This window comes from Brevundimonas bullata, from assembly GCF_014207965.1.
In the GTDB taxonomy this organism is placed as follows: Bacteria; Pseudomonadota; Alphaproteobacteria; order Caulobacterales; family Caulobacteraceae; genus Brevundimonas; species Brevundimonas bullata_A.
Map to the genome: position 1 here is coordinate 14,988 of NZ_JACHLM010000002.1, position 21,576 is coordinate 36,563.

A 21,576-nucleotide genomic window follows, 5' to 3' on the forward strand; every position below is an offset into this window, starting at 1 on the left:
TGACATAGGTCTCGAAACTGGACCCAAGCCCTATTGCTTCGAAGCAGACATGCAGAAGGCCTGGTGAGAGGGAAGGCGCCCCCAGATCGCCTGCGCCGCCCAGGCGGTGCGACCATCGGAGGAGGGGTCTCGTTGATCTGGCATTGAGATGCCTATCTAGGCCAGACGACGGCGCGCCGTGCGGGCGTCGTCGGGGAAGCTGACGCTGGTCTCGGCGCAATCCAGCCGCCATAGTTGCGGGACTATGAGACCCGGCCGAGCATTCGGGTCGCTGGCGACAGGGACCTCAGCAACATGCGGTTAAATCAGTATTCGGCCTTTGGCCTCTGCATCCTCGTTCTAATCGTCGGCGTGGCGTTGGCCCTGTATTATCCGTGGCTGTGGTTTGTGCCCGTGATCGCCGGCGCGCTGGTCCTGCTGGGCGTCGTCGACCTGATCCAGCCGCAACACTCGATCCGCCGCAACTATCCGGTCCTGGGCCACGTCCGCTGGTTGGCCGAGATGGTCCGACCGGAAATCCGGCAGTATCTGATTGAGGCCGATCAGGAGGCTGCGCCCTTTTCCCGCAACCAGCGCTCGCTGGTCTATGCCCGGGCCAAGAAGGAAGGTTCGGAACGATCGTTCGGCACCCAGATGGATGTCTATAGCGTCGGCTATGACTTCATGGGCCATTCGATCCGGCCCGCGCCCGCTGCGGACCCCGCCACCTTCCGCATCCTGATCGGCGGCGACCAGTGCGCCCAGCCCTACTTGGGCTCGGTTTTCAACATTTCGGCCATGAGCTTCGGTTCGCTCAGCGCCAACGCCATCCGCGCCCTGAACAAGGGCGCGGCCATGGGCGGGTTCGCCCATGATACGGGAGAGGGCGGCTATAGCCCCCATCACCGCGAAAACGGCGGTGACATCATCTGGGAGCTGGGCAGCGGCTATTTCGGCTGCCGCACGGAGACCGGGGCCTTCGACCCCGAAAGGTTCGCGGCCCAGGCGGCGAACCCCCAGATCAAGATGATCGAAATCAAGCTGAGCCAGGGCGCCAAGCCGGGCCACGGCGGGATACTGCCCGCTCAAAAGGTCAGCGCCGAGATCGCGGCCACGCGCGGCGTGCCCATGGGGCAGGACTGTGTCTCTCCCGCAAGCCACAGCGCCTTTTCGACCCCGCTGCAGATGATGGAATTCATCGCTCGCTTGCGTGAACTGTCGGGCGGCAAGCCGGTGGGCTTCAAGCTGTGCATCGGCCAGCCGTGGGAGTTCATGGGCATCGTCAAGGCCATGCTGGCGACGGGCATCCGTCCCGACTTCATCGTCGTCGACGGCGGCGAGGGCGGCACCGGCGCGGCGCCCGTGGAGTTCACCGACCATCTGGGCACGCCGATGCGCGAGGGTCTGCTGTTCGTCCACAATACGCTCGTCGGCGCCGGCCTGCGCGACCAGATCCGCATCGGCGCGGCCGGCAAGATCACCAGCGCCTTCGACATCGCCAGCGTTCTGGCCATAGGCGCTGACTGGGCCAATGCCGCGCGCGGCTTCATGTTCGCCCTTGGCTGCGTCCAGTCTCTGAGTTGCGGCACCAACCGCTGCCCCACCGGGGTTGCGACCCAGGACCCCCTGCGCCAGCGCGCCCTCGTCGTGCCGGACAAGGCCGAGCGGGTGCACCAGTTCCACCGCACCACCCTGAAGGCCTTGTCGGAAATGCTGGCGGCGGCGGGCATCCGCCACCCCAGCGACCTGCGCCCCCACCATCTGGCGCGTCGCATCAGCCAGACCGAGATCAAGCTGTTTTCACAGCTTCACGTCTTCCTTCGCCCGGGCGAACTCCTGACTGGCGAAGAGGGCCGCAGCTTCTATTCCGAGAGCTGGCGCCTGGCCCGGGCCGACCGTTTCGATCTCGAAGAGCCCGCGACAGCGCGGGTCTAGCAGGGCGGCCCCACGGTTTGCCAATCTACGTTCTTGAACGCCGTCCCAACGGGTTGATTTTGGTCTTGGGCATCGGACCGAAACCGTCCTGGAATTTTTAATGACATAAAAAGCGAAATTTGGCGCAACAAGAAAAGCGAAATTTAACGCAGCCAAAAAAGCGAAATATAAAACGACATTAAAAGCGAAATTTGATACAGCATAAAAAGCGAAAAATAGCGCGTAGCTTGATTCAGCGATCGAAGCGCACGTTTTGGACGAAGGACGCAGACCCCTTGGCCACGCCGCAGGAAAAGCTAGCTGACGCCCTGGAGGCGCTGCACGCGCTTCAGGAGCAGGGGCGAACCGTCATTCGCACGCAGGATCTCACGCGGGTTCAGCGCGAACGTCTCACCAGGCAGGGTTTCATCCGCCCGGTCATCAACGGCTGGTACATTCCGGCTCGTCCAGACGAGACTGTTGGAGAAACCACCGCCTGGTATGCCTCCTACTGGGATTTCGTCAGCGCCTATCTGGAAGACCGCTTTGGAGACGCCTGGTCGCTTTCCCCGGAACAATCCCTGCTGCTGCATGCAGAGCAGTGGAGGGTGCCTGAGCAGCTTCTGGTCCGGTCTCCACGTGGCCGCGGTCAGGTCACGCAGTTCATTCACGGCTCAAGCGTGTACGATCTCCGCTTGCCGGGGGCTCAGGACCGTGACCAGACGGTTCTGAGAAACCTGCGGGTCTACAAGGTGGAGGCGGCGCTCATCGCCGCTGGGCCCGGCGTCTACGCAACCCATCCGACGGAGATGAGGACCGTTCTGGCTGGCCAGCGCGATTTCTCCGCCGTGCTTGAGAGGCTGTTGAACGGGGGGCATTCCGTCATCGCCGGTCGCCTCGCGGGCGCGTGCCGAAATATCGGCCGTGATGGCGAAGCCGTCGAAATTCTCGAAACCATGCGCGCCGCCGGCTATGATGTCAGGGAGACCGATCCCTTTGCCGGACGATTGCCCGGCTTTGTCTATCGCCGTGACGAGCCGCCGGCTTCCCGACGGATCAGGTTGATGTGGCAAACCTTGCGGGACGACATACCCGCGCGTTTTCCGGCGCCTGCCCACCAAGCCGTCGCCCCCAGGGACTATCTCCAGGCGGTGGAGGACCTTTACGTCACCGACGCCTATCATTCGCTCTCGATCGAGGGCTACCGGGTCGATGCGGCCCTGATCGATCGGGTGCGGCGCGGAGACTGGAATCCCGAGTCAAATGATGAAGACCGTCGGCAACGCGACGCTCTGGCGGCAAGGGGCTACCATGACGCCTTCCAGGCGGTGAAAGCCAGCGTCGCGCGGGTGCTGGAGGGCCAGAACGCCGGGCGCATCGCCGATGAGGACCATAGAGGCTGGTATCGCCAACTCTTCGGTCCGAGCGTCACGGCCGGGCTTATTCCTGCCGGCGCGCTCGCCGGTTATCGCAACGGGCCGGTCTATATTCGCGGGTCGCGCCACACGCCGCTGAACCCTGATGCGGTGAGAGACGCCATGGGGACGCTATTCGAACTGCTCGATGAAGAGGCCGAGCCCAGCGTGCGCGTAGTGCTGGGTCATTTCATCTTCGTCTATATTCACCCCTATCTGGACGGGAACGGCCGGATGGGGCGGTTTCTGATGAACCTGATGTTCGCCTCGGGCGGCTATCCGTGGACCGTCATCCCGGTTCAACGGCGTCAGGCCTATATGGCTGCGCTGGAACAGGCGAGCGTCGATCAGAACATCGGCCCCTTCGCCGACTTTCTCGCGGGTCTGATCGGCGAGACGCCGCCCGCCGCTCCGGCGTGATGGGCTGCCGACGCCGATCATTCCTGTGTGATACCGCGGTGGAGGCGCCGGGTCAGGCTGCTCGTTGGGGGAGGGGCTTGCGCGAGCGCGTCACATCTCGAAGTCTCAGCCAGGAGAGCTTGGTGCATTCAGAGGCTGCTTGGCCACGATCTCACCGACTAACACGCTCCATGCTGCCAGCGCTGATCGCTTCTCCGCCATGAAATCATAGAGGGCGTAGGTCGACAGGGTGACGGCGGCGGCTCCGCCCTTTTCGCTCGTGTGATTGAGGATTCGACCGATGACGAAAGGTGAGATCCGCAGGCGTTCGCTCGCCATGCTGGTCGCCGCCGTGCGTCTCAGGTCATGCGGGGTCAGGGCGGGCAACGAAAGAGCGCTTCTCACATCGCGCAGGGCGCGGCTCAATGCGGCGGGCGTCAGGGATTTCTCACGGTCCCAGCGGGCAGGGAAGATAAACTGCGTGGGTTCGTTGACGAGGCTCATGGCCTCCCGAATGAGCGCCACGGCCCCCGGCGACAGCGGCACCAGCGTAGGTCGGCCGTTCTTGGTTCTCGATCCCGGTATGGTCCAGACCGCCTGTTCGAGGTCGACCTCCGCTCGGGTCATGCATGCGACCTCGTGGCGGCGTTGCAGGGTGAGCAGCAGCAGCTTGATCGCAATGCCGACCGGACGGCTGACGTAGACGCGCTGGTTCTTGCGACGTGCGCTTTTCGCGCACGTCAGCGCAGTGGGGTCATCCAAGGCTCGCCAGATCGCGCCGATCTCCGCATCGCGCAATACGCGTTCACGAGGGGACTCGTCACCCAGGGCCGGCACTCTTGCGACAGGGTTCGCGGTTACGGCTTCGGCCTCGAGGATCGCGTAGTTGAACATCTGACGGATCTGGGCGCGGACTCGATTGGAGCTCGTGTCCTGGCCCTTTGTGATCAGCGCGCGCAGGAGCGTCTTGATCGCGGCTGGAGTGACGTCCTCAAGGCGAAGCGACCCCAGGGCCGGCTCTATGTGCTTGGTCCAAAGCCATTTCTCGCCAGCGATCGTGGACGCCCGCTTGCGCTTTCCGCGCGGCTTCCATTCGCCGCGCTCGGTGGCCTCGAAATAGGCGAGGCTGAGGTCCCGAAATGTCTTGATGGTTTGGGAGCGGCGCTCGACCTTCTTGCGGCGCTTCTCTCCTGCGGGATCCACCCCATCCAAGGCCTGAAGGCGAGCTTGAGCGCAGCGTTTTCGGGCATCGGCGAGCGAAAGGTCGGGGTAGAGGCCCAGACTGAAGCGGCGCTCGTCGCCGTCTTCCGTCCGGTAGCGGATCGCCCAGGTTTTTCTCCCCGTCTCGCTGACTCTCAGCATGAGACCCGCGCCAATCGGGTTTTCATCATAGATCTCAATGCGTGCCCTGGCCGGCGCGACGACCGAAGCGACGAACTTGTCTGTCAATCTGACTTTGGGCATCCGACGAGTATGCCAGATTTGTCTGTGTCCCAAAGCGATTTGGGACACATATGGGACACAGAAAGCAGAAGCAGCCTGAACACCCCTGACGATATTTGAATTTGAAAATCTAATAAAAACAGTGAGTAATGGATTCTCGTGAAATGGCCTGAAACCCAATGAAATCAATATTTCGTCTGACTTTTAATCAGAGGGTCCTCGGTTCGAGCCCGAGGGGGCGTACCATCTTCCCCTTATAATTTATCCCGGTTTCCAGGCGTCTTCAGTCCGATTCGGACGGGTCGTCCTGAGGCTTGGTTGCGGCGGCGCGTCGACTTTGCGGCGTTTTCGACCTGCGAACTCCGGCAAGGGGGCATTCGCACGCCGCAGCGGCAGATCACCGGGCGCCTCGCCCTGGTGGCGCGCTTCTGGTCAGACGGCGACGTCGAAGAGGCGGCCCACCCCGGCGGTGATGGCCATGGCCAGGGCGCCCCAGAAGACGACCCGCACGACAGATCGGCCCATGGGCGCGCCGCCTGCCCTGGCGCCCAGGGCGCCCAGTGCGGCCAGACCGGCCAGAGCCGAACCGGCGACCCAGACGACCAGTCCCGACATGGGAGCGACGGCCGCCACGACCAGCGGCAGGGCGGCGCCGGCCGAGAAGGTGACGGCGGAGGTGAGCGCCGCCTGGATCGGACGCGCAGTGGTGATCTCGGAGATGCCCAGCTCATCCCTGGCATGGGCGCCCAGGGCGTCGTGGCTCATCATCTGTTGAGCCACTTCGGCGGCCAGGTCGGGCGCCACGCCGCGCCCGACATAGATGCCGGCCAGTTCGCGCAACTCGGCCTCGTGGTCGCCCGCCAGTTCGGAAGTTTCACGCGCGAGGTCAGCCTTCTCGGTGTCCGACTGGGAACTGACCGAGACATATTCGCCCGCCGCCATCGACATGGCGCCGGCCGCCAGTCCGGCGACGCCCGCGATCAGGACGCTGCTGTGGCCGGTTGAGGCCGCCGCGACGCCGACGACCAGGCTGGCGGTCGAGACCAGACCGTCGTTGGCGCCGAGCACGGCGGCGCGCAGCCAGCCGATGCGATCAACACGGTGAGCTTCTCGGTGGACCATCGCCCTCTTCTCCTGACCCATGGGCGAGAAGACGCTCGATATGTCGAAGAGACAAGGGGCGACGCCTGGACAGCGTCAGGTCCGGGGTGGGCGGACGGCCTGATCCAGCCGGGCGGCCTCTTCGCGATAGCGCTCTGCGATCCTTTGAAATCGATCGCGGTCAGCGGGAAAGGGCGTAAGGCGGGCCATGTTCAGAGCGTTCTGCTGGAGCGCTCTCAAGGCGGCCAGGTGATCGTGGGAGCGCATCAATGCCAATCTGCTAGGGAACGTCGCGTTTGAGGGGCGGGAAGAAAACGACCTTCGACGTCTCCTGGCCCTTGAAGCGGCGCTGACTGCGGTTGGTTCCGTTCGGTCACGCTTGGGCCAGGACAACTCCACGGCTGGAGACCGGTCTAGCGATCCCTTCAAGGCTGCTGCGCGGTCCCGTCGCGCGAATATTTCTTTTCAACTGCGTCGAACAACCATTGATCCTGGAGGTTGCGTGTGGATGTGCAAGGCCTGCGACGAACACCAGGGAGAGGTCGTCCGCTTCCGCAGGCTGAGAGGGCTTGTGGCGGATGATCGCGCCAGGGCCGCGCTCTTCGCCCTCATCGCTGAACATGAAGCTGCGATCCTGCAGCTTCACCCTCAGGCGTCCGAGGCGATCCCTGATCGTTGAGGGCGATCGGGACGCCCCTGCCGCCCTCGCCCGGAACAGGCAGGGTTTGAATGGAGGTCTCAGGTGATTTCCGATTGTGCGGCCGAGGGTGTAGGTTGCGCAAACGTCGTTCTTCAAGGGTGGAGGCAGGCAAGATGGATAGGTCCAGGAGCAGTTCGGCGTCTGCAGGACCGCTGTCGCGTCGGCATATGCTCATCGCCGCAGGGGCGGGGGCAGCTGCATTCGCTGCGGGTCGAGCCTATGGTCGGCCGCAGGCGACAGGTCAGCCGGTGCTTTTCACCAATCTTCGTCTCTTCGACGGCGTTACGGCTCGGTTGCACGGCGGTCGCAGCGTGCTGGTCGAAGGCGGCAGGATCACTGCGGTGCTGAGCGGCGCCGACCGTCCGATCGAAGGCGTCCAGATCATCGACTGCGGCGGCCGGACCTTGATGCCCGGGCTGATCGACGCCCACTGGCATTCGATGCTGTGCGCCATGTCGATGATGGAGCTGATGACCGCCGATCTGGGTCTGATCACCCTGGCGGCGACGAAGAACCAGGGCGCCATCCTGGCCCAGATGACGCGCTGGTATTCCAGCGGCGAGGTCCTGCTCATGGCGACGGGCCGGAACGCCGAGCTCCTGGCCCTTTCGGGCGAACGCAATCCCTATCCGGGCAAGCTCGGGGTCATCGAAGCCGGGGCCTACGCCGATCTCCTGATCGTCGATGGCGATCCCCTGACCAACATCGCCCTGGTGGCGGACCCGGAAGCCAATCTGCGGCTGATCATGAAGGGCGGGCGCATCTACAAGAACGCGCTTCAGTCGGGCTGAGGACAGCGGCGGGCCGCATCAGCCTTCACCATCGCGGCGCGTCGTGGTCTAAGGCCGGATGCGCCAAATTGCCCTCCTCGTTTCCGCCGCCGCCCTTTCGCTTGTCCTGGCTGGATGCAACGCCGGAGCCTCGGCGCGGGGCGGGGTTGAACAGGTGGGCGCGGGGCTGGGTGACGCCGTCACGGCGCCGCTGGATGACCTGAACCTGCGTCGTCAGGAGATACCGACCGTCCTGCTGCAGGCGGAGTCCAACCCCTACGACCTGCGCAACCTGAACCACTGCCGCACCATCGCCGCGGAGATCGCGCGGCTGGACGAGGCCCTGGGGCCGGATACGGACGCGCCGCCGTCGCAGGACGGCTCCTATCTGAGCGAGCGGGCGGCGGATGCCGCAGCCTCGGCCACCTTGGGCGCGGTGCGGGACGCGGTGACGGACTTCATCCCGGCGCGCAGCTGGGTGCGACGCCTGACCGGCGCGGACGCCCACAGCAAGCATGTGCAGTCGGCGATTCAGGCGGGGCTGCGACGCCGCGCCTTCCTGAAGGGGGTGGGGATGCAGCGCAACTGCGCCCCGCCGGCGGCTCCGGCGGGGTTCGTGCCGCGTCGAGGCTGACGCCTAGGCCTTGATGTGCCGGGCGCGGAAGTCGCGCCGGAACTGCTCGAAACGGCCCTCGCTGATGGCTTCGCGCATCGCCGCCGTCAGGGCCTGGAAGAAGGCGATGTTGTGCCAGCTCAGCAGCACCTTGCCGAGAATCTCGTCGGCGCGGATCAGGTGGTGCAGATAGGCCTTTGAGTAGTCGTTGGACGCCGGGCAGATCACGCCCATGTCTAATGGGTCTTGGTCCTCGGCGAAGCGGGCGTTCTTCAGGTTGATCGGCCCGTCCCAGGTCCAGGCCTGACCGTGGCGGCCGGCGCGGGTAGGCAGGACGCAGTCGAACATATCGACGCCGCGATAGACCGCCTCGACCAGATCGATCGGCTTGCCGACGCCCATCAGATAGCGGGGGCGGTCCTTGGGCAGGAACTCGGGGGCGAAATCCAGCACCTCGCACATGGCTTCGTGGCCTTCGCCGACGGCCAGGCCGCCAAGCGCATAGCCGTCGAAGCCGATCTCTTGCAGGCGTTCCGAGGATTCGCGGCGCAGGTTTTCATAGGTCGAGCCCTGCTGGATGCCGAACAGGGCCTGCGTGTCGCGCGTGCCGAAGGCGTTCTTCGACCGCAGCGCCCAGCGAGCGGACAGCTCCATGCCCTGACGGGCGCGCTTTTCCTCGGCGGGCCAGGCGACGCATTCGTCCAGCTGCATGACGATGTCGGATCCCAGACGGTCGGCCTGAATCTGGATCGAGCGTTCCGGGGTCAGGACGTGCTTGGACCCGTCGATATGGCTGGAGAAGGTCACGGCCTCCTCGGTCAGCTTGGAGATGCCCGACAGGGACATGACCTGGAAGCCGCCGGAGTCCGTCAGGATCGGCTTGTCCCAGCGCATGAAGTTGTGAAGGCCGCCGAGGCGCTCCATCCGCTCCGGGCCGGGGCGCAGCATCAGGTGATAGGTGTTGCCCAGCAGGATGTCCGCGCCGGTCTGCTTGACCTGATCCACCGTCATCGCCTTGACCGTGGCGGCGGTGCCGACGGGCATGAAGGCGGGGGTGCGGATGTCGCCGCGCGTGGTCTTCAGCACCCCGGTGCGGGCGCGGCCTTCGGTGGCGTTGATCTGGAAGGGAAAGGGCAACATTGAACTCCGCTCATCCCGGCGCGCCGGAATTTCTGAGTGCTCAACCACGGAACGGCGCGTCTGTCATCAGGCTTGGATGCGATCCTCCCCTGCGAAGCGGGGGAGGGGGACCATGCGGAGCATGGTGGAGGGGGCGGAACCAGCGTTGCGGCTAAAAATTCTGGCTTTGCTCATGTGTCGCGGGGTCGAAGGTGTGCGTGCAGCCGCCCCCTCCACCGCTACGCGGTCCCCCTCCCCCGTGAACGGGGGAGGATGAAGTGCGGCCTCAGCCCCGCAGACTTTCCAGCATTTCGGCGCGCAGCAGGTCCTTGGGGCGGCCGAACAGGCGGCAGGTTTCGATCTGCTCGTTGATCGAGGGAGTGAAGACGGTGAAGTCCTCCAGCGCGATCGGCACGCGGGTCGAGAAGGTCACCGGAACCCAGTCGCCGCCCGCGCGCACGTCCATGTTGGCCATGACGTCCAGCGGCACCGGCGTCGTCAGGATCTGGCCGAAGACTTGTGAACGGAACAGGCCCTCGCCAGGGTCCGGAGTGACTTCGCCATGCAGGGCCTCGATCAGGCGACGCGCGTCGCGCGGGCTGCACAGTACGTCGATGTCGGGCGCGCGCCAGTCGCGCAGACCCCACAGCACCATGGCCGCGCCGCCGAATATCCACCACGGGTCCTGCATCTCGCTCGCCGCCGAGGCGAGGATGTCGAGCGAGGCGGCGAAATCGTCAGGCAGATCGTCCATGGGGCTCATTTAGACCGTTTTGGCGGCGGGCAGGAAGCGGCGCACGCTCATGACGGCCAGGGCGCCGAGCGCTGACATGGCGGCGTTCACGCACAGACCGACCACCAGCAGGAAGATAAGGACGCCGATCGCGCCCATGGCCGAAGTCGCGGCGGCGCCGTTCATGTAGAACAGGCCGGGCGCCAGAAACGCCAGCACCACGCCCAGAATCGAAAAGGTGATCTGGAAGGCGGCGGCGACGCCGAAGGCGACGGTGAACAGGCCGCCGAACGAGGCGGTCTTCAGATAGTGCATGATCTTCCCCCTTATCGACCTACTGACGGAACAGCAGGCTCCCGTCGCCATAGGAATAGAAACGATAGCCGCTGTCGATGGCGTGGGCGTAGGCGGCGCGCATCGTGCCGATGCCCGCAAACGCCGAGACCAGCATGAAGAGGGTCGACTTGGGCAGGTGGAAGTTGGTCATCAGCACGTCGCAGGCGCGGAAACGGTAGCCGGGCGTGATGAAGATGGCGGTGTCGCCGTGGAAGGGCTGGACCACGCCGTCCTCGGTGGTGGCGCTTTCCAGCAGGCGAAGCGAGGTGGTGCCGACGCAGACGATGCGGCCGCCCGCCGCGCGCACGGCGTTAAGGGCGGCGGCGGTCTCGGGCGAGACCTCGCCCCACTCGGAGTGCATCTTGTGGTCGGCGGTGTCGTCGGCCTTGACCGGCAGGAAGGTGCCGGCGCCGACGTGCAGGGTCACGGCATGGGTGCTGACGCCGCGCGCGCGGATCGCCTCCAGCAGGGCCGGGGTGAAGTGCAGGCCCGCCGTGGGGGCGGCCACCGAGCCGTCATAGGTCGCAAAGACCGTCTGATAGTCCTTCAGGTCGCGATCGTCCTCGGGCCGCTTGGCCGCGATATAGGGGGGCAGGGGCATGACCCCGACGTCGCGGATGGCGTCGTCCAGCGCCGGCCCGGCCAGGTCGAAGCGCAGGGTGATCAGGCCGTCCTCGTCCTTGGCCTCGACCGTAGCGTCGAGACGGCCCAATTCGCAGGCGCCGTCAAACTGTCGCCCGAAGCGCACCCGGTCGCCGACCTTCAGCCGCTTGCCCGGCTTCATGAAGGCAGACCAGACGTCGGGGGCGTCGCGGTGGTGCAAGGTGGCCTCGACCTCGACGGTCAGGGTGTCGCCCTCTGGCCCGCCGACCACGGGGTTGGGCCGCTGGCGCACGCCCGACAGGCGCGCCGGGATCACCCGCGTGTCGTTGAACACCAGGGCGTCGCCGGGTTGCAGGAAGTCCGGCAGGTCGCGGATGATCCGGTCGTCCAGCGCGCCGTCCCTGACCACCAGCAGGCGCGCGGAATCGCGCGGCTCGGCGGGGCGCAGCGCGATGCAGTCATCGGGCAGGTCGAAATCGAAATCTGAGGTCAGCATGAGGTGGGGCAAAGGCCATGCCCGCGCCGCCCGGTCAAGGCACGCAGCGGTTGGCCGCGTCGTATGAAGCGTCTATCTGAGCCCCCAGTTTGCATGAGGAAGACGACATGGCCGATCGCTATCTGGATGACCTGGCCGTCGGCGAGAGCTGGGAAGGCGCGCCCTTCACCATCACCGAGGCTGAGATCATCGCCTTCGCCCAGCAGTTCGACCCCCAGCCCATGCATATCGACGCCGCCGCCGCCGCCGAGGGCCGGTTCGGCGGCCTGATCGCCAGCGGTTGGCACGTCGCCTCACGAGTGATGCGCGAATATGTCGACGCCGCCTATTTCGGCGCCACGCCCATGCTGGGCCTCAGCATCGACGACCTGCGCTGGCTGCGCCCGGTGCGGCCTGGCGACACCCTGACGGCGCGCCGCGAAATCCTGGCCGTCACTCCGTCGCAGAGCCGCCCCGACCGTGGCACGGTCAAGACCAAGACCTGGGTCCGCAATCAGGACGGCGATTTGGTCATGACCTTCGAGAACCTGATGCAACTGCCGAAGGACGCCTCGGCGCGGCTCTAGGCGCCTCCGATCAGGCGAGGGCGGCCCAGTTGGCGGACAAGAGGGCTCCACATCGTGGCGATATGGCTGCCGCCATAGACCACGAGGACGCGGCCATGCGTGTCCATCCGTGACCGGATCAGGTCGAACAGGTGCTGATCCCTGATCCGCGAGTGCTGTTTGAGCTCCTTTTGAACCGGCCCAGCATGGTCGGGATCATTGTTCGCCAGCCAGTTTGGATCGGCGTTCAAGTCTAGGCCCGTCCGGTCGCGATACCATGCGCGGAAGGCGAGGGCGCTGACGTCAGGCGTGGGGGCCAGGTCGCGTGCGATCCATCGAGCCCAACGCTCGAAACAAGGATCGAAGCGGGGATCGGCGGGCCCTGTGATGTGGCCCTCCATCATGCTCTGGGCGAGCGGCCCGAAAAGGAAGGCATAGAAGGCGTCCTGCGGGTCTCTGCCTGTCGCCAGAAGGGCGGCGTAGATGTCCTGGTCGGACGGCTCGCCGCCCCATAGGGGGATGTTGTGATCCATCGCCAACTGCGCCGTGTAGAGCGCTTCTCCGCTGGCATAGGGGTCGGCTGAGGCCTTCAGTCGCCGCGCCCCCTCGGTGATTGGGCGCGGCCATTCCCCGAGCGCCGTCTTCACGCCCTCGACGATGACAGCGCCAGGCTGAACCGCCTGGAAGGCGGTTCGCACCAGGGCAAAAGTCGGATGCTCGCCATTGATCGAGTGCTCCGTCGCCACGAAGCCCAGTGTCCTGTCGCCGCGCTCGAACACGGCCAGGAAAGGCGGTTGGCGCGGCAGGCGAGCCTGTAGCGCGAGGCTGAACTCGGATACGCCTTCGGGGTGCGAGGGAGCGGTGGTGCATCCGGCGGCTGAGAGCCCCCCGAAAAGCGCCAATCTGCGGTTCAGCTTGATCATGGCGCAGGATGAACACGGCGGGTGGGCCGCGCCTACTTAAATGCCTGTCATGCGAGCCGCTGCGGCTCTGATCCGCCCGCTGCGGTTGACCGCGGGCGTTCAAGGCTGCAAAGCCGGTTCATGCTTCAGAACCTTGAAACCCTGTCCCGTGAGGCCCGTTCGTGGCCGTTTGAGCAAGCGCGCAACCTGCTGGCCCACGTGCTCAAAAAACGGCTGTCGGATGCGGAGCGCGATGCGGCGAAGCTGCTGATCGACGCTGGCAAGGCGGATGAGGCTCTGGCGACCTTCGAGGCGCTGAACCGGCCGGTGATCCTGGAGACGGGCTACGGACCGTCGGGCCTGCCGCACATGGGCACCTTCGGCGAGGTCGCGCGTACGACCATGGTGCGCAATGCGTTTCGCGCCCTGACCGGCGACCACTGGCGCACGCGCCTGATCGCCTTCAGCGACGACATGGACGGTCTGAGGAAGGTGCCCGAGGGGGTGCCGAACCCGGAGATGCTGCGCGAAGACCTGCATCTGCCGCTGACCAAGGTGCGCGATCCGTTCGGCACGCACGACAGCTTCGGCGCGCACAACAACGCCCGCCTGCGCGCCTTTCTCGACAGCTTCGGCTTCGAGTACGAGTTCATGTCCTCGACCGAGACCTATCGCTCGGGCCGGTTCGACGCGACCTTGCTGACCCTGCTGGAACGCTTCGACAAGGTCATGGGCATCATGCTGCCGACCCTGGGCGAGGAGCGCCGCGCCACCTATTCGCCCTTCCTGCCGATCAGCCCGATCACCGGCCATGTGCTGCAGGTGCCGACGCTGGAACGCAACGTCGAGCGCGGCACCATCGTCTTTGACGATCCGGCTGGCGGCCGCACCGAGCTGCCCGTCACCGGCGGGCATGTGAAGCTGCAGTGGAAGCCCGACTGGGCCATGCGCTGGACCGCGCTGGACGTCGACTATGAGATGTCGGGCAAGGACCTGATCGAGAGCGTGCGCGAGAGCGGCAAGATCTGTCGCGCCCTGGGCGGCACGCCGCCGGAAGGCTTCAACTACGAGCTCTTCCTCGACGTTGAGGGCAAGAAGATCTCCAAGTCCAAGGGCAACGGCCTGACGATGGACGAGTGGCTGCGCTACGGCACGCCCGAGAGCCTGAGCTGGTACATGTTCCAGTCGCCGAAGTCGGCCAAGAGCCTGCACTTCAACGTCATTCCGCGCGCGACGGACGACTATCTGTCCTTCATCGAGCAGTACAAGACGCAGGAACCGGCCAAGCAGATCGACAACGCCGTCTGGCACATTCACTCGGGTCAACCGCCCGAGAGCGCCTCGCCGGTGTCCTTCGCCCTGCTGCTGAACCTGGTGGGCGTGGCCAACGCCTCCAGCAAGGACCAGCTGTGGGCCTATTTCGCCAAATACCTGCCGGACGCCGCGCCCGAGAACGAGCCGGTGCTGGACCGTCTGATGGGCTATGCGTTGAACTACTACGAGGACTTCGTGAAGCCCTCGAAGACCTATCGTCTGCCCGACGACAAGGAGAAGGCGGCGCTGCTGGACCTGGCCGGACGCTTGAAGGCTCTTCCGGCCGACACGACCGACGGCGAGGCCATCCAGGGCGAGGTCTATGCGGTGGGCAAGGCACATGAGTTCGAGCCGCTGCGGGCCTGGTTCCAGGCGCTCTACGAGGTGCTGCTGGGCGCTTCGCAGGGGCCGCGCTTCGGGTCGTTCGCGGCCATCTATGGTCTGCCCCAGACCATCGTCCTGATCGAAGCGGGCGCGAACGGCGAACTGGCGGCTTAACGGCTCCGTCATCCCGGCCGGAGCCGCAGGCGAAGAGCCGGGACCGCCCAGGACACCGACGGTGGCGCTTCTTGCGGTCCCGGATAACGGCTTTGCCGTTTCCGGGATGACGCGGGTGTCTAGCTGGCCTCAAGTAGCCCGAAGGGCGGTAGGCCCAAAAAATGTGCGGTAGGCCCAAACAAACATGAACCGAATATAACGGCGAGGCCGGGGGAGCCTTCAGCTTCGCTGGCGCATTGTCCTCCTCACGATAGTCGATGACAGGAGAGAGACATGTCGAAGTTCTTCAAAACGGGCCTTGCCGCCACCGCAATGCTCGCCGCTCTGGGTTCGGCCGCCGTGCCGATGACCGCCAGCGCCATGCCTCAAGCCAACGGCATCACCAACTGCGACGCCCCGGGCGGTCGCCAGCAAGCGGGCGCCGCGATCGGCGCCGTGCTGGGCGGCCTGGCCGGCAGCCAGGTGTCCAAGAATGAGCGCGCCCTCGGCGCCGTGGTCGGCGCGGGCGCCGGCGCCGCCGCCGGTTCCTATATCGGCTGCAACCAGCAGCGCGCGCGTTCGGCCAACCAGGCCGCCGCCAACTCGTACCGCGCCACCTCGAACCTGCGTATCCGCACGGGCCCTGGCGCCAACTATCGCCAGACCGGCAGCCTGTCGGCCGGCCAGCCCTTCACCGCTGTGGGTTCGCAGGGCGAGTGGGTGCAGATCGCCGGCGGCGGCTGGGTGAACGCCCGCTACGTCGCGCAGAACTAAAGACTCCAAACCTGAATCTGATGAGGGCCGCCCCGGTGGGGCGGCTCTTTTTCGTTTAGCGCCTTACTGACTGACCCACAGGATGCGGGCCATCCACAGGATGTCGCGGCGGGGCAGGGCGCGTGGCGGATAGGCGGGATTGATCGAAGCCAAGGTCACTTCGCGGGCTTTCAGGGCGGCGATTTCCTTGGCCAGGGTCTCGCCGCCGGTGGTGCGGACCACGACACGGTCGCCCTTGCGCACATCGGTCGCCTCGCGGTCGACGATGACCTTGTCGCCTTCGCGATAGAGAGGCGTCATCGAATCGCCGGCGATCTGAAGGCTTAGCAGGCTGTCCTTCACGCGTGGCAGGTCGGTCAGTTCCCAGCCCTCGGCCAGCGGCAACCCGGCGTCGTCGAAGAAACCGTCGACGCCCGCCTGAGCCAAGCCTAGCAGGGGAATGGAGGCGGATTCGGGCGGCGCGTCATCGGCCAGCGCTGCAAAGCCGCCCAGCGATAGGCCTGTCGCCTCCAGCACCCGAGTCAGGCTCTCGGTGGAGGGCCAACGCGGACGCGGCGGTTCCCCGGGGCCAAAGCGTTTCGAGGGGTTGAAGCTGGTCGCGTCCAGGCCAGCTCGCCGCGCGAGACCGGAGGGCGAGGTTCCCTCGCGATGGGCCAGGGCGTCCAGGGCCTTCCAGAGCTTGGCGTGAGAGAGGGGCACGAGCGTTTCCCTAGCGGCGACGTCCGTAGTCTATCGTGCGTCGATAGGAATATCCACCTAGTCCGCGTCAGCACCGATGGCGCGGCGTTCCTGCCAGGCCCAAAAGGTTCCGATGGCGATGGCCAGCATGATGCCGTAGCCGGTCATGTTGACCACGGTGTAGAAGGCCGAGATCGGCGTGCGCAGGTCCAACATGATCATCACGTGGCTGGTGACGGCCAATAGTTGCAGGGCGCAGGCCCAGACGGGCCAGGACCGCGGCGCCTTCCAGACCATGGCGCCGAAGATGATGAGGAGCGCGACGTCGATGGCGAAAACGCCCCACTGCACCCCAAAATAGCTGCCTGAGGTTTGGGCCATCAGGGACGCGAACCAGGCGAACAAGTATGCGCCCGCGCCGATGCGTTCCGGTCGTCCGCCCTGGAGCAAGGCGAACATCCCCACAACGACCATGAAGGCGGCGCCGACTAATGCCGGCCAAGTGTCAAACATGAATCGCCCCCACTGTCGTCTGACAATGGGGGCGAGCATATCGCAGTGTCACCGAGAACCGGAGAGCCGATCCTCTAGGTTACGATTATTTCACGCGACGCGCAGGTGGTCGGCCTTGCGGGTCATCGGACGGTCGTCCCACTCTTCCGGCTTGTTCAGCGGGCCAGCGGCGTAGGTGCCGTAGCCGAGGCGACGGTGGTCTTTTTGCAGCTCGGCGTGGCAGGCGACGACGGCGTCGCGCGCGGTGCTGAGGGCCATGATGGCCTCGACGGCCTTGGCCTGCGAAGCGGCGCCGGACACCGGCGAGATCGACAGGGCGGCGCGGGCGCCGATCATCGACTGAACCAGGGTGGTGGCGTGGGTGATGGCGTCATCCACCGCTTTTTCGGTGGCGTACAGGTCGCCGGCGACGCTGGCGATGACTTCGGTGCGGTCCATGACTTTACCCCTCAATAAAGAAAATCCCGTCATTTCTTAACGCGTATTAAGGGTGTCTGGTAGCGTTTTGTTTACCAATGGTTACGTTTCAACCTGAGGATGTGTTAACTACCTTAAGTGGCGTTGTCATTGTCGTCGAGCAGGAAGTGGGCGGTCAGGGAGGCGATGGGTTGGTCGCGCGTTTCCTGCCAGGCTTCGGCGACGACGTAGGCGACGCGCCGCCCGGCCTTGTTGATGCGGGCATGGGCGAAGACGTCCGCGGGCTTGCCTGAGCGCAAATAGGCCACGGTGACATTGATCGGGCGGGGCAGGCGCAGGCGCGGATAGCTGAGCGAGACCTGGGCGACGGCGGTCATCTCCAGCAGGGCGGCGGTCGATCCGCCGTGCAGGGCCGGCAGCATGGGATTGCCGATCAGATGGTCCGCGAAGGGCATGACGACGGTCAGGGCGTCGCCGTTCAGCTGGGTCCGCAGACCGAGGAAGCGGGCGTAGGGCAGGCTGTCCAGCAGGGGGGCGGTCATGCGGCGTCTCCTGCGGTGCGGCTAGACTTGGCGCGCAGATTGGCGCCGGCGCGGTGGTCGCCCTCGGCGCTGATGACATAGGCGGACTGGGCGGCGGCCACGGGATCGGCGGGGTCGTCCTCAAAGGCCCAGGCGCGGACAAAGCCGATGCTGCGCGTCAGCCGGTAGCAGCGCGCCTCGGCGATCAGATCGCGCCCCGGGATGGCCGCGCGCATATAGTCAACGCGCAGGTCCAAGGTGGCGATCGGTTGATAGGTCTTCAGCCCGACCCAGACGGCCAGGCCGCCGACATGATCAAGCAAGGTCGTGACCAGGCCCCCTGCCAGGACGCCGGTCTCCGGATCGCCGACCAGATCGGCGCGGTAGGGCACGCGCAGACGCACCCTGTCGGCGTCCAGTCCTTCATACTGAAAGCCCAAAGCATGAGTGTGCGCCGCGCCAGAGGCGAGTTGGGGCAACAGGGTGGTCAGAAATTGATCCGTCATTGACACGCCTTTGGCTGAGGCTGGCTACGATCGTGCCGATCGCGACAGCGCCTGCCTTGGTGGCCTGCGGTTCGGGGTCTTGTCCAGTGGCGCTTGGCCGATCAGGCGGCGGGACGTTTCCGCGCCGCAGACGTATCCGCTGCGGCTGCTGGTTCGGCGGCGAGGGCCGCGTTCATCGCCATGCGCAGCCGCTCCGGCTTGATCGGCTTTTCGACCACGGCGGCCATGCCGACGGCCAGATAGTGCGTGGCGTCCTCGGGATCGGCGTTGGCGGTCAGGGCCACGATGGGGATGTTGCGGCTGTCACTGGACAGGGCGCGAATGGCGAGGGTGGCCTGAACCCCGTCCATGCGGGGCATCTTGATATCCATCAGGATCAGGTCGAACGAGCGGACCTGAACGGCCTCCAGGGCTTCCTGACCATCCTCGACGGTTTCCGAGGTGCAGCCGAACATCTCGCACAGGGCCTGGGCCACGACGCGGTTGGTGGCGTTGTCGTCGGCGATCAGGACGTGGGGGCGGGCCTGCAAGTCCAGTTCGTCCAAGGTAGAGACATTGGACGGTTCTTCCTGCTGGATCACGGCGCGCGGCGCCGACAGATCAAAGGCGAAGGTGGCGCCGCGACCCGTGTTGTTCTCGGCCCAGATGCGGCCGTCCATCTGTTCGACCAGGTGGCGGCAGATCGACAGGCCGAGGCCCCCGCCGTCGGGGCCGGCGGCGTGGTCGAAGATCTGGTCGATGCGGGCGGGATCGATACCGGGGCCGTCGTCGCGGACTCGGGCCTCCAGGCGGACCTGATCGCCAATGACAACGGCCTTCAGGCTGGCTTCCACCATGCCGTTGCGGGCGAATTTCAGGGCGTGGCCGATCAGGTTGTTGAACACCTGGGTCAGGCGCGCGCCGTCCAGAACGCCGGCCAGTTCGGTGTCGCCCTCATAACCGATCATAAGGGCGACGCCGTCCTGGGCTGCGCGGGGCGCCCACAGGGACTGGACCTCGTCCATCACGGCGCGTAGCGGCGTCGGCGCGGGCGACAGCTCCAGTTCGCCGGCCTCGGCGCGGGCCAGGTCGAGTGCGTCCTGCAGGGTGCCCAGCAGGGCCTCGGAAGAATCGATGATGGTCTGGACATGGGCCAGGGCCGCGTCATTCAGCGGTTGGCGGCGCAGCAGTTCGGCCACTGCCAGCACCCCGTTCATGGGCGTGCGCAGTTCGCGGTTCATCAGACCCATGAACTGGCTTTTGGCGCGGATGGAGGCGGCGGCCTGAATTTCAGCGTCGCCGAGGGCGCGCACCTGCTCGGTCAGGTCGTGGGTCTGTTGGCGCTGGATGGCGTTGACGGCGCGCAGCAGGGACACCGCCGTGCCGACGCCGCGATAGGCGCCGTTGCGGGTGACGATGAAGCCGCGCATCAGGGCGCCGGGGCCGCTCTTCAGGATGATGTCGGAAAAGGCGTCGATCCGGACGCCGGCTTCGACCACGGCGGGCTCGTCGTCCATGATGTGGGTGACTTCGCGAGCGCCGTACAGGCTCTGGCCCAGCGGGCCGGCCAGCTTCATCAGGAAGTCACTGCGTTCGATCAGGCCCAGAGGCCGGTCGCCGTCGACAACGGGGATGACCAGAGTGTCCGGCTCGCGCTCGAAACGCGCAAAGACCGCGCTCGCCATGGTGGCGGCGGTCACCGGCTCTACGCGCTCGGTCAGCACTTCGATCGTCGGCATACGGCCGGCACTCCAATATGGATTTTTACATTTGCTGAGAACGCTTTGCGAAAGGGTTAAGGCGAAGCTGGAAATGCTCACATTGATGAAAAGCCGAGAGATGCAGCTTTTGCGGCCCGGCGCGGACTGGCGTATAGGGTGGCTCTGATCCGATCTTTCCCTGTTCCTTTTGGATGCGCGCGGCCCTTGGCCGACCGCAGGTTCGTCATGAGCGTTACGCCGCAAGCTTCTGAAACCTCTGCCCTTGTCCTGTTTTCTGGTGGTCAGGACAGCGCCACCTGCCTGGCCTGGGCGCTGGAGCGTTATGATCGGGTCGAGACCATCGGCTTCGACTATGGCCAGCGTCATGCGGTCGAGATGCAGGCGCGCCAGGCCGTGCGGTCGGAGATGGTGAACGTCCTGCCGCAATGGGCCGACCGGCTGGGGCCGGATCACGTGGTCGACCTGACCGGTTTCGGGGCCATCGGCGAGACGGCCATGACCACGGATCGCGCCATCGAAGCCGACGCACGCGGCCTGCCCAACACCTTCGTGCCGGGGCGTAACCTGATCTTTCTGGTCGCGGCGGCGGCGCTGGCGGATCGTCGGGGACTGGAGGTTCTGATCGGCGGCATGTGCGAGACCGACTTCTCGGGCTATCCCGACTGCCGCAACGACACCATCCAGGCCATGAGCCAGGCCCTGACCCTGGGTCTGGCCAAGCCGTCGCCGATCGAGACGCCGCTGATGTTCCTGACCAAGGCCGAGACCTGGGCCCTGGCCGAGCGGATCGGAGGGGCGGCGCTGGTTCAGATGATCGTGGAGGCCAGCCACACCTGCTATCTGGGCGACCGGACGCAGCGCCACGACTGGGGTTACGGCTGCGGAACCTGCCCGGCCTGCGAACTGCGCGCGGCGGGCTATAACGAGTGGGCGGCGCGCGCGTGACCTATTCCGCCAAGGAAGTCTTTCTGACGGTGCAGGGCGAGGGCGGTCAGGCCGGACGGCCCGCCGTCTTCCTGCGCTTCGCCGGCTGCAACCTGTGGAGCGGGCTGGAGCGGGACCGCGCCACCGCCGTCTGCACCTTCTGCGACACGGATTTCGTTGGCGTGAACGGCGACGGCGGCGGCAAGTTCAAGACCGCCGACCTGATGGCCGACCATGTCGCCGGCATGTGGCGGGGTCGTGAGGGCGATCCCAAGCTGGTGGTCTGCACCGGCGGCGAGCCCCTGATGCAACTGGACGCCCCCCTGATCGAGGCCCTGCACGCGCGCGGGTTCGAGGTGGCCATCGAGAGCAACGGCACCCTGGCCGCGCCCGAGGGCATCGACTGGATCTGCATCAGTCCCAAGGCCGACGCTCCCGTGGTCCAGACCTCGGGCCAGGAACTGAAGCTGGTCTATCCGCAAGCCCTTGCCATGCCTGAGCGGTTCGAGGGCCTCGATTTCGAGCGTTTCTGGCTGCAACCCATGGACGGCCCCGACCAGGCCGCCAACACCGCCGCCGCCATCGAATACTGCCTGACCCACCCGCAATGGCGGCTCAGCGTCCAGACGCACAAGTATATCGGGGTAAGGTAGGGGGCGGAGCGGGCCGCTGACCGTCCGCTAG

23 protein-coding genes are annotated in these 21,576 nt (G+C 65.8%); 9 read left to right on the plus strand and 14 right to left on the minus strand.

Translation table 11 applies throughout. The features are described from left to right. Window positions 1-294: 294 nt before the first annotated feature. Window positions 295-1,914 carry an FMN-binding glutamate synthase family protein gene (locus HNP51_RS04510; protein WP_184267622.1) on the plus strand — a complete coding sequence of 540 codons (1,620 nt, stop codon included), beginning with the start codon at window positions 295-297 and terminating at the stop codon, window positions 1,912-1,914. A gap of 275 nt (window positions 1,915-2,189) precedes the next feature. Further along, the gene (locus HNP51_RS04515; RefSeq protein ID WP_114818132.1) at window positions 2,190-3,728 is read left to right on the plus strand and encodes a Fic family protein; all 1,539 of its coding nucleotides are present in this window, start codon (window positions 2,190-2,192) and stop codon (window positions 3,726-3,728) included. Between the two features lie 105 nt (window positions 3,729-3,833). On the opposite strand, the gene HNP51_RS04520 is transcribed toward HNP51_RS04515, so the two are convergent. The 3 genes from HNP51_RS04520 to HNP51_RS04530 form a co-directional block, all read right to left on the minus strand. Further along, window positions 3,834-5,156 (minus strand): site-specific integrase, encoded by a 1,323-nt coding sequence (locus HNP51_RS04520; RefSeq protein ID WP_184267624.1) that lies wholly within the window; start codon window positions 5,154-5,156, stop codon window positions 3,834-3,836. Window positions 5,157-5,582: 426 nt separating this feature from the next. Beyond that, on the minus strand, window positions 5,583-6,272 hold the full coding sequence (locus HNP51_RS04525; RefSeq protein WP_184267626.1) for a VIT family protein: 690 nt from the start codon (window positions 6,270-6,272) through the stop codon (window positions 5,583-5,585). 352 nt (window positions 6,273-6,624) lie between these two features. Further along, entirely contained in the window at window positions 6,625-6,897 is a 273-nt protein-coding gene (locus HNP51_RS04530; protein WP_184267628.1) for a hypothetical protein, read from the minus strand. 302 nt (window positions 6,898-7,199) lie between these two features. On the opposite strand from HNP51_RS04530, the gene HNP51_RS04535 reads away from it, so the two are divergent. Both HNP51_RS04535 and HNP51_RS04540 read left to right on the plus strand, forming a co-directional pair. Further along, complete coding sequence (locus tag HNP51_RS04535; protein ID WP_184267630.1) at window positions 7,200-7,742, plus strand: hypothetical protein; 543 nt, start codon at window positions 7,200-7,202, stop codon at window positions 7,740-7,742. Window positions 7,743-7,800: 58 nt separating this feature from the next. Then, a complete protein-coding gene (locus HNP51_RS04540) occupies window positions 7,801-8,355 on the plus strand; it encodes a hypothetical protein (protein ID WP_184267632.1) in 555 nt (184 codons plus the stop codon). Window positions 8,356-8,358: 3 nt separating this feature from the next. On the opposite strand, the gene tgt is transcribed toward HNP51_RS04540, so the two are convergent. The 4 genes from tgt to queA form a co-directional block, all read right to left on the minus strand. Next, the gene (tgt, locus tag HNP51_RS04545) at window positions 8,359-9,474 is read right to left on the minus strand and encodes a tRNA guanosine(34) transglycosylase Tgt (protein ID WP_184267634.1); all 1,116 of its coding nucleotides are present in this window, start codon (window positions 9,472-9,474) and stop codon (window positions 8,359-8,361) included. 265 nt (window positions 9,475-9,739) lie between these two features. Next, the gene (locus HNP51_RS04550) at window positions 9,740-10,207 is read right to left on the minus strand and encodes a hypothetical protein (protein WP_260398335.1); all 468 of its coding nucleotides are present in this window, start codon (window positions 10,205-10,207) and stop codon (window positions 9,740-9,742) included. A gap of 9 nt (window positions 10,208-10,216) precedes the next feature. Further along, window positions 10,217-10,501, minus strand: a complete 285-nt coding sequence (locus tag HNP51_RS04555) for a hypothetical protein (protein ID WP_184267638.1) — start codon at window positions 10,499-10,501, stop codon at window positions 10,217-10,219. Between the two features lie 19 nt (window positions 10,502-10,520). Further along, window positions 10,521-11,621, minus strand: coding sequence for a tRNA preQ1(34) S-adenosylmethionine ribosyltransferase-isomerase QueA (queA, locus tag HNP51_RS04560; protein ID WP_184267640.1), 1,101 nt, complete (start codon window positions 11,619-11,621; stop codon window positions 10,521-10,523). 107 nt (window positions 11,622-11,728) lie between these two features. Between queA and HNP51_RS04565 the strand changes: the two genes are divergently transcribed. Then, window positions 11,729-12,187 carry a MaoC family dehydratase gene (locus HNP51_RS04565; RefSeq protein ID WP_184267642.1) on the plus strand — a complete coding sequence of 153 codons (459 nt, stop codon included), beginning with the start codon at window positions 11,729-11,731 and terminating at the stop codon, window positions 12,185-12,187. Here HNP51_RS04565 and HNP51_RS04570 read toward each other — a convergent pair. Then, the gene (locus HNP51_RS04570; protein WP_184267644.1) at window positions 12,184-13,089 is read right to left on the minus strand and encodes a hypothetical protein; all 906 of its coding nucleotides are present in this window, start codon (window positions 13,087-13,089) and stop codon (window positions 12,184-12,186) included. The genes HNP51_RS04565 and HNP51_RS04570 overlap by 4 nt on opposite strands. Before the next feature lie 120 nt (window positions 13,090-13,209). On the opposite strand from HNP51_RS04570, the gene HNP51_RS04575 reads away from it, so the two are divergent. After that, entirely contained in the window at window positions 13,210-14,880 is a 1,671-nt protein-coding gene (locus HNP51_RS04575; RefSeq protein WP_184267646.1) for a lysine--tRNA ligase, read from the plus strand. Window positions 14,881-15,153: 273 nt separating this feature from the next. Continuing rightward, window positions 15,154-15,633, plus strand: coding sequence for an SH3 domain-containing protein (locus HNP51_RS04580; RefSeq protein ID WP_184267648.1), 480 nt, complete (start codon window positions 15,154-15,156; stop codon window positions 15,631-15,633). A 63-nt stretch (window positions 15,634-15,696) separates the two neighbouring features. On the opposite strand, the gene HNP51_RS04585 is transcribed toward HNP51_RS04580, so the two are convergent. The 6 genes from HNP51_RS04585 to HNP51_RS04610 all read right to left on the minus strand — a co-directional run bounded on the left by HNP51_RS04585 (window position 15,697) and on the right by HNP51_RS04610 (window position 19,986). Continuing rightward, on the minus strand, window positions 15,697-16,332 hold the full coding sequence (locus HNP51_RS04585; protein WP_184267650.1) for a helix-turn-helix transcriptional regulator: 636 nt from the start codon (window positions 16,330-16,332) through the stop codon (window positions 15,697-15,699). Window positions 16,333-16,389: 57 nt separating this feature from the next. Beyond that, complete coding sequence (locus HNP51_RS04590) at window positions 16,390-16,824, minus strand: hypothetical protein (protein ID WP_184267652.1); 435 nt, start codon at window positions 16,822-16,824, stop codon at window positions 16,390-16,392. A gap of 90 nt (window positions 16,825-16,914) precedes the next feature. Further along, window positions 16,915-17,262 (minus strand): hypothetical protein, encoded by a 348-nt coding sequence (locus HNP51_RS04595; RefSeq protein WP_184267654.1) that lies wholly within the window; start codon window positions 17,260-17,262, stop codon window positions 16,915-16,917. Window positions 17,263-17,375: 113 nt separating this feature from the next. After that, window positions 17,376-17,783 carry a PaaI family thioesterase gene (locus tag HNP51_RS04600; RefSeq protein ID WP_184267656.1) on the minus strand — a complete coding sequence of 136 codons (408 nt, stop codon included), beginning with the start codon at window positions 17,781-17,783 and terminating at the stop codon, window positions 17,376-17,378. Next, window positions 17,780-18,268 (minus strand): PaaI family thioesterase, encoded by a 489-nt coding sequence (locus HNP51_RS04605; RefSeq protein WP_184267658.1) that lies wholly within the window; start codon window positions 18,266-18,268, stop codon window positions 17,780-17,782. Before HNP51_RS04605 ends, HNP51_RS04600 begins: the two co-directional genes overlap by 4 nt. A 101-nt stretch (window positions 18,269-18,369) precedes the next feature. Then, a complete protein-coding gene (locus HNP51_RS04610; protein WP_184267659.1) occupies window positions 18,370-19,986 on the minus strand; it encodes a response regulator in 1,617 nt (538 codons plus the stop codon). 207 nt (window positions 19,987-20,193) lie between these two features. Here HNP51_RS04610 and queC point away from each other — a divergent pair, with 207 nt between their 5' ends. Together queC and queE are read left to right on the plus strand one after the other, a co-directional pair. Beyond that, window positions 20,194-20,913, plus strand: a complete 720-nt coding sequence (gene queC / locus HNP51_RS04615; protein ID WP_184269049.1) for a 7-cyano-7-deazaguanine synthase QueC — start codon at window positions 20,194-20,196, stop codon at window positions 20,911-20,913. Then, a complete protein-coding gene (gene queE, locus HNP51_RS04620; protein WP_184267662.1) occupies window positions 20,910-21,545 on the plus strand; it encodes a 7-carboxy-7-deazaguanine synthase in 636 nt (211 codons plus the stop codon). Before queC ends, queE begins: the two co-directional genes overlap by 4 nt. Window positions 21,546-21,576 lie beyond the last annotated feature (31 nt).

Excerpts from the sequence above, each read along its gene's own strand:
- queA (WP_184267640.1), bottom strand. The coding sequence starts at position 11,621 with ATGCTGACCTCAGATTTCGATTTCGACCTGCCCGATGACTGCATCGCG.
- tgt (WP_184267634.1), bottom strand. The coding sequence starts at position 9,474 with ATGTTGCCCTTTCCCTTCCAGATCAACGCCACCGAAGGCCGCGCCCGC.
- HNP51_RS04590 (WP_184267652.1), bottom strand. The coding sequence starts at position 16,824 with ATGTTTGACACTTGGCCGGCATTAGTCGGCGCCGCCTTCATGGTCGTT.
- HNP51_RS04575 (WP_184267646.1), top strand. The coding sequence starts at position 13,210 with ATGCTTCAGAACCTTGAAACCCTGTCCCGTGAGGCCCGTTCGTGGCCG.
- HNP51_RS04600 (WP_184267656.1), bottom strand. The coding sequence starts at position 17,783 with ATGACCGCCCCCCTGCTGGACAGCCTGCCCTACGCCCGCTTCCTCGGT.
- HNP51_RS04550 (WP_260398335.1), bottom strand. The coding sequence starts at position 10,207 with ATGGACGATCTGCCTGACGATTTCGCCGCCTCGCTCGACATCCTCGCC.
- HNP51_RS04525 (WP_184267626.1), bottom strand. The coding sequence starts at position 6,272 with ATGGTCCACCGAGAAGCTCACCGTGTTGATCGCATCGGCTGGCTGCGC.
- HNP51_RS04570 (WP_184267644.1), bottom strand. The coding sequence starts at position 13,089 with ATGATCAAGCTGAACCGCAGATTGGCGCTTTTCGGGGGGCTCTCAGCC.
- queC (WP_184269049.1), top strand. The coding sequence starts at position 20,194 with ATGAGCGTTACGCCGCAAGCTTCTGAAACCTCTGCCCTTGTCCTGTTT.
- HNP51_RS04565 (WP_184267642.1), top strand. The coding sequence starts at position 11,729 with ATGGCCGATCGCTATCTGGATGACCTGGCCGTCGGCGAGAGCTGGGAA.
- HNP51_RS04555 (WP_184267638.1), bottom strand. The coding sequence starts at position 10,501 with ATGCACTATCTGAAGACCGCCTCGTTCGGCGGCCTGTTCACCGTCGCC.
- HNP51_RS04510 (WP_184267622.1), top strand. The coding sequence starts at position 295 with ATGCGGTTAAATCAGTATTCGGCCTTTGGCCTCTGCATCCTCGTTCTA.
- HNP51_RS04595 (WP_184267654.1), bottom strand. The coding sequence starts at position 17,262 with ATGGACCGCACCGAAGTCATCGCCAGCGTCGCCGGCGACCTGTACGCC.
- HNP51_RS04580 (WP_184267648.1), top strand. The coding sequence starts at position 15,154 with ATGTCGAAGTTCTTCAAAACGGGCCTTGCCGCCACCGCAATGCTCGCC.
- HNP51_RS04605 (WP_184267658.1), bottom strand. The coding sequence starts at position 18,268 with ATGACGGATCAATTTCTGACCACCCTGTTGCCCCAACTCGCCTCTGGC.
- HNP51_RS04540 (WP_184267632.1), top strand. The coding sequence starts at position 7,801 with ATGCGCCAAATTGCCCTCCTCGTTTCCGCCGCCGCCCTTTCGCTTGTC.
- HNP51_RS04610 (WP_184267659.1), bottom strand. The coding sequence starts at position 19,986 with ATGCCGACGATCGAAGTGCTGACCGAGCGCGTAGAGCCGGTGACCGCC.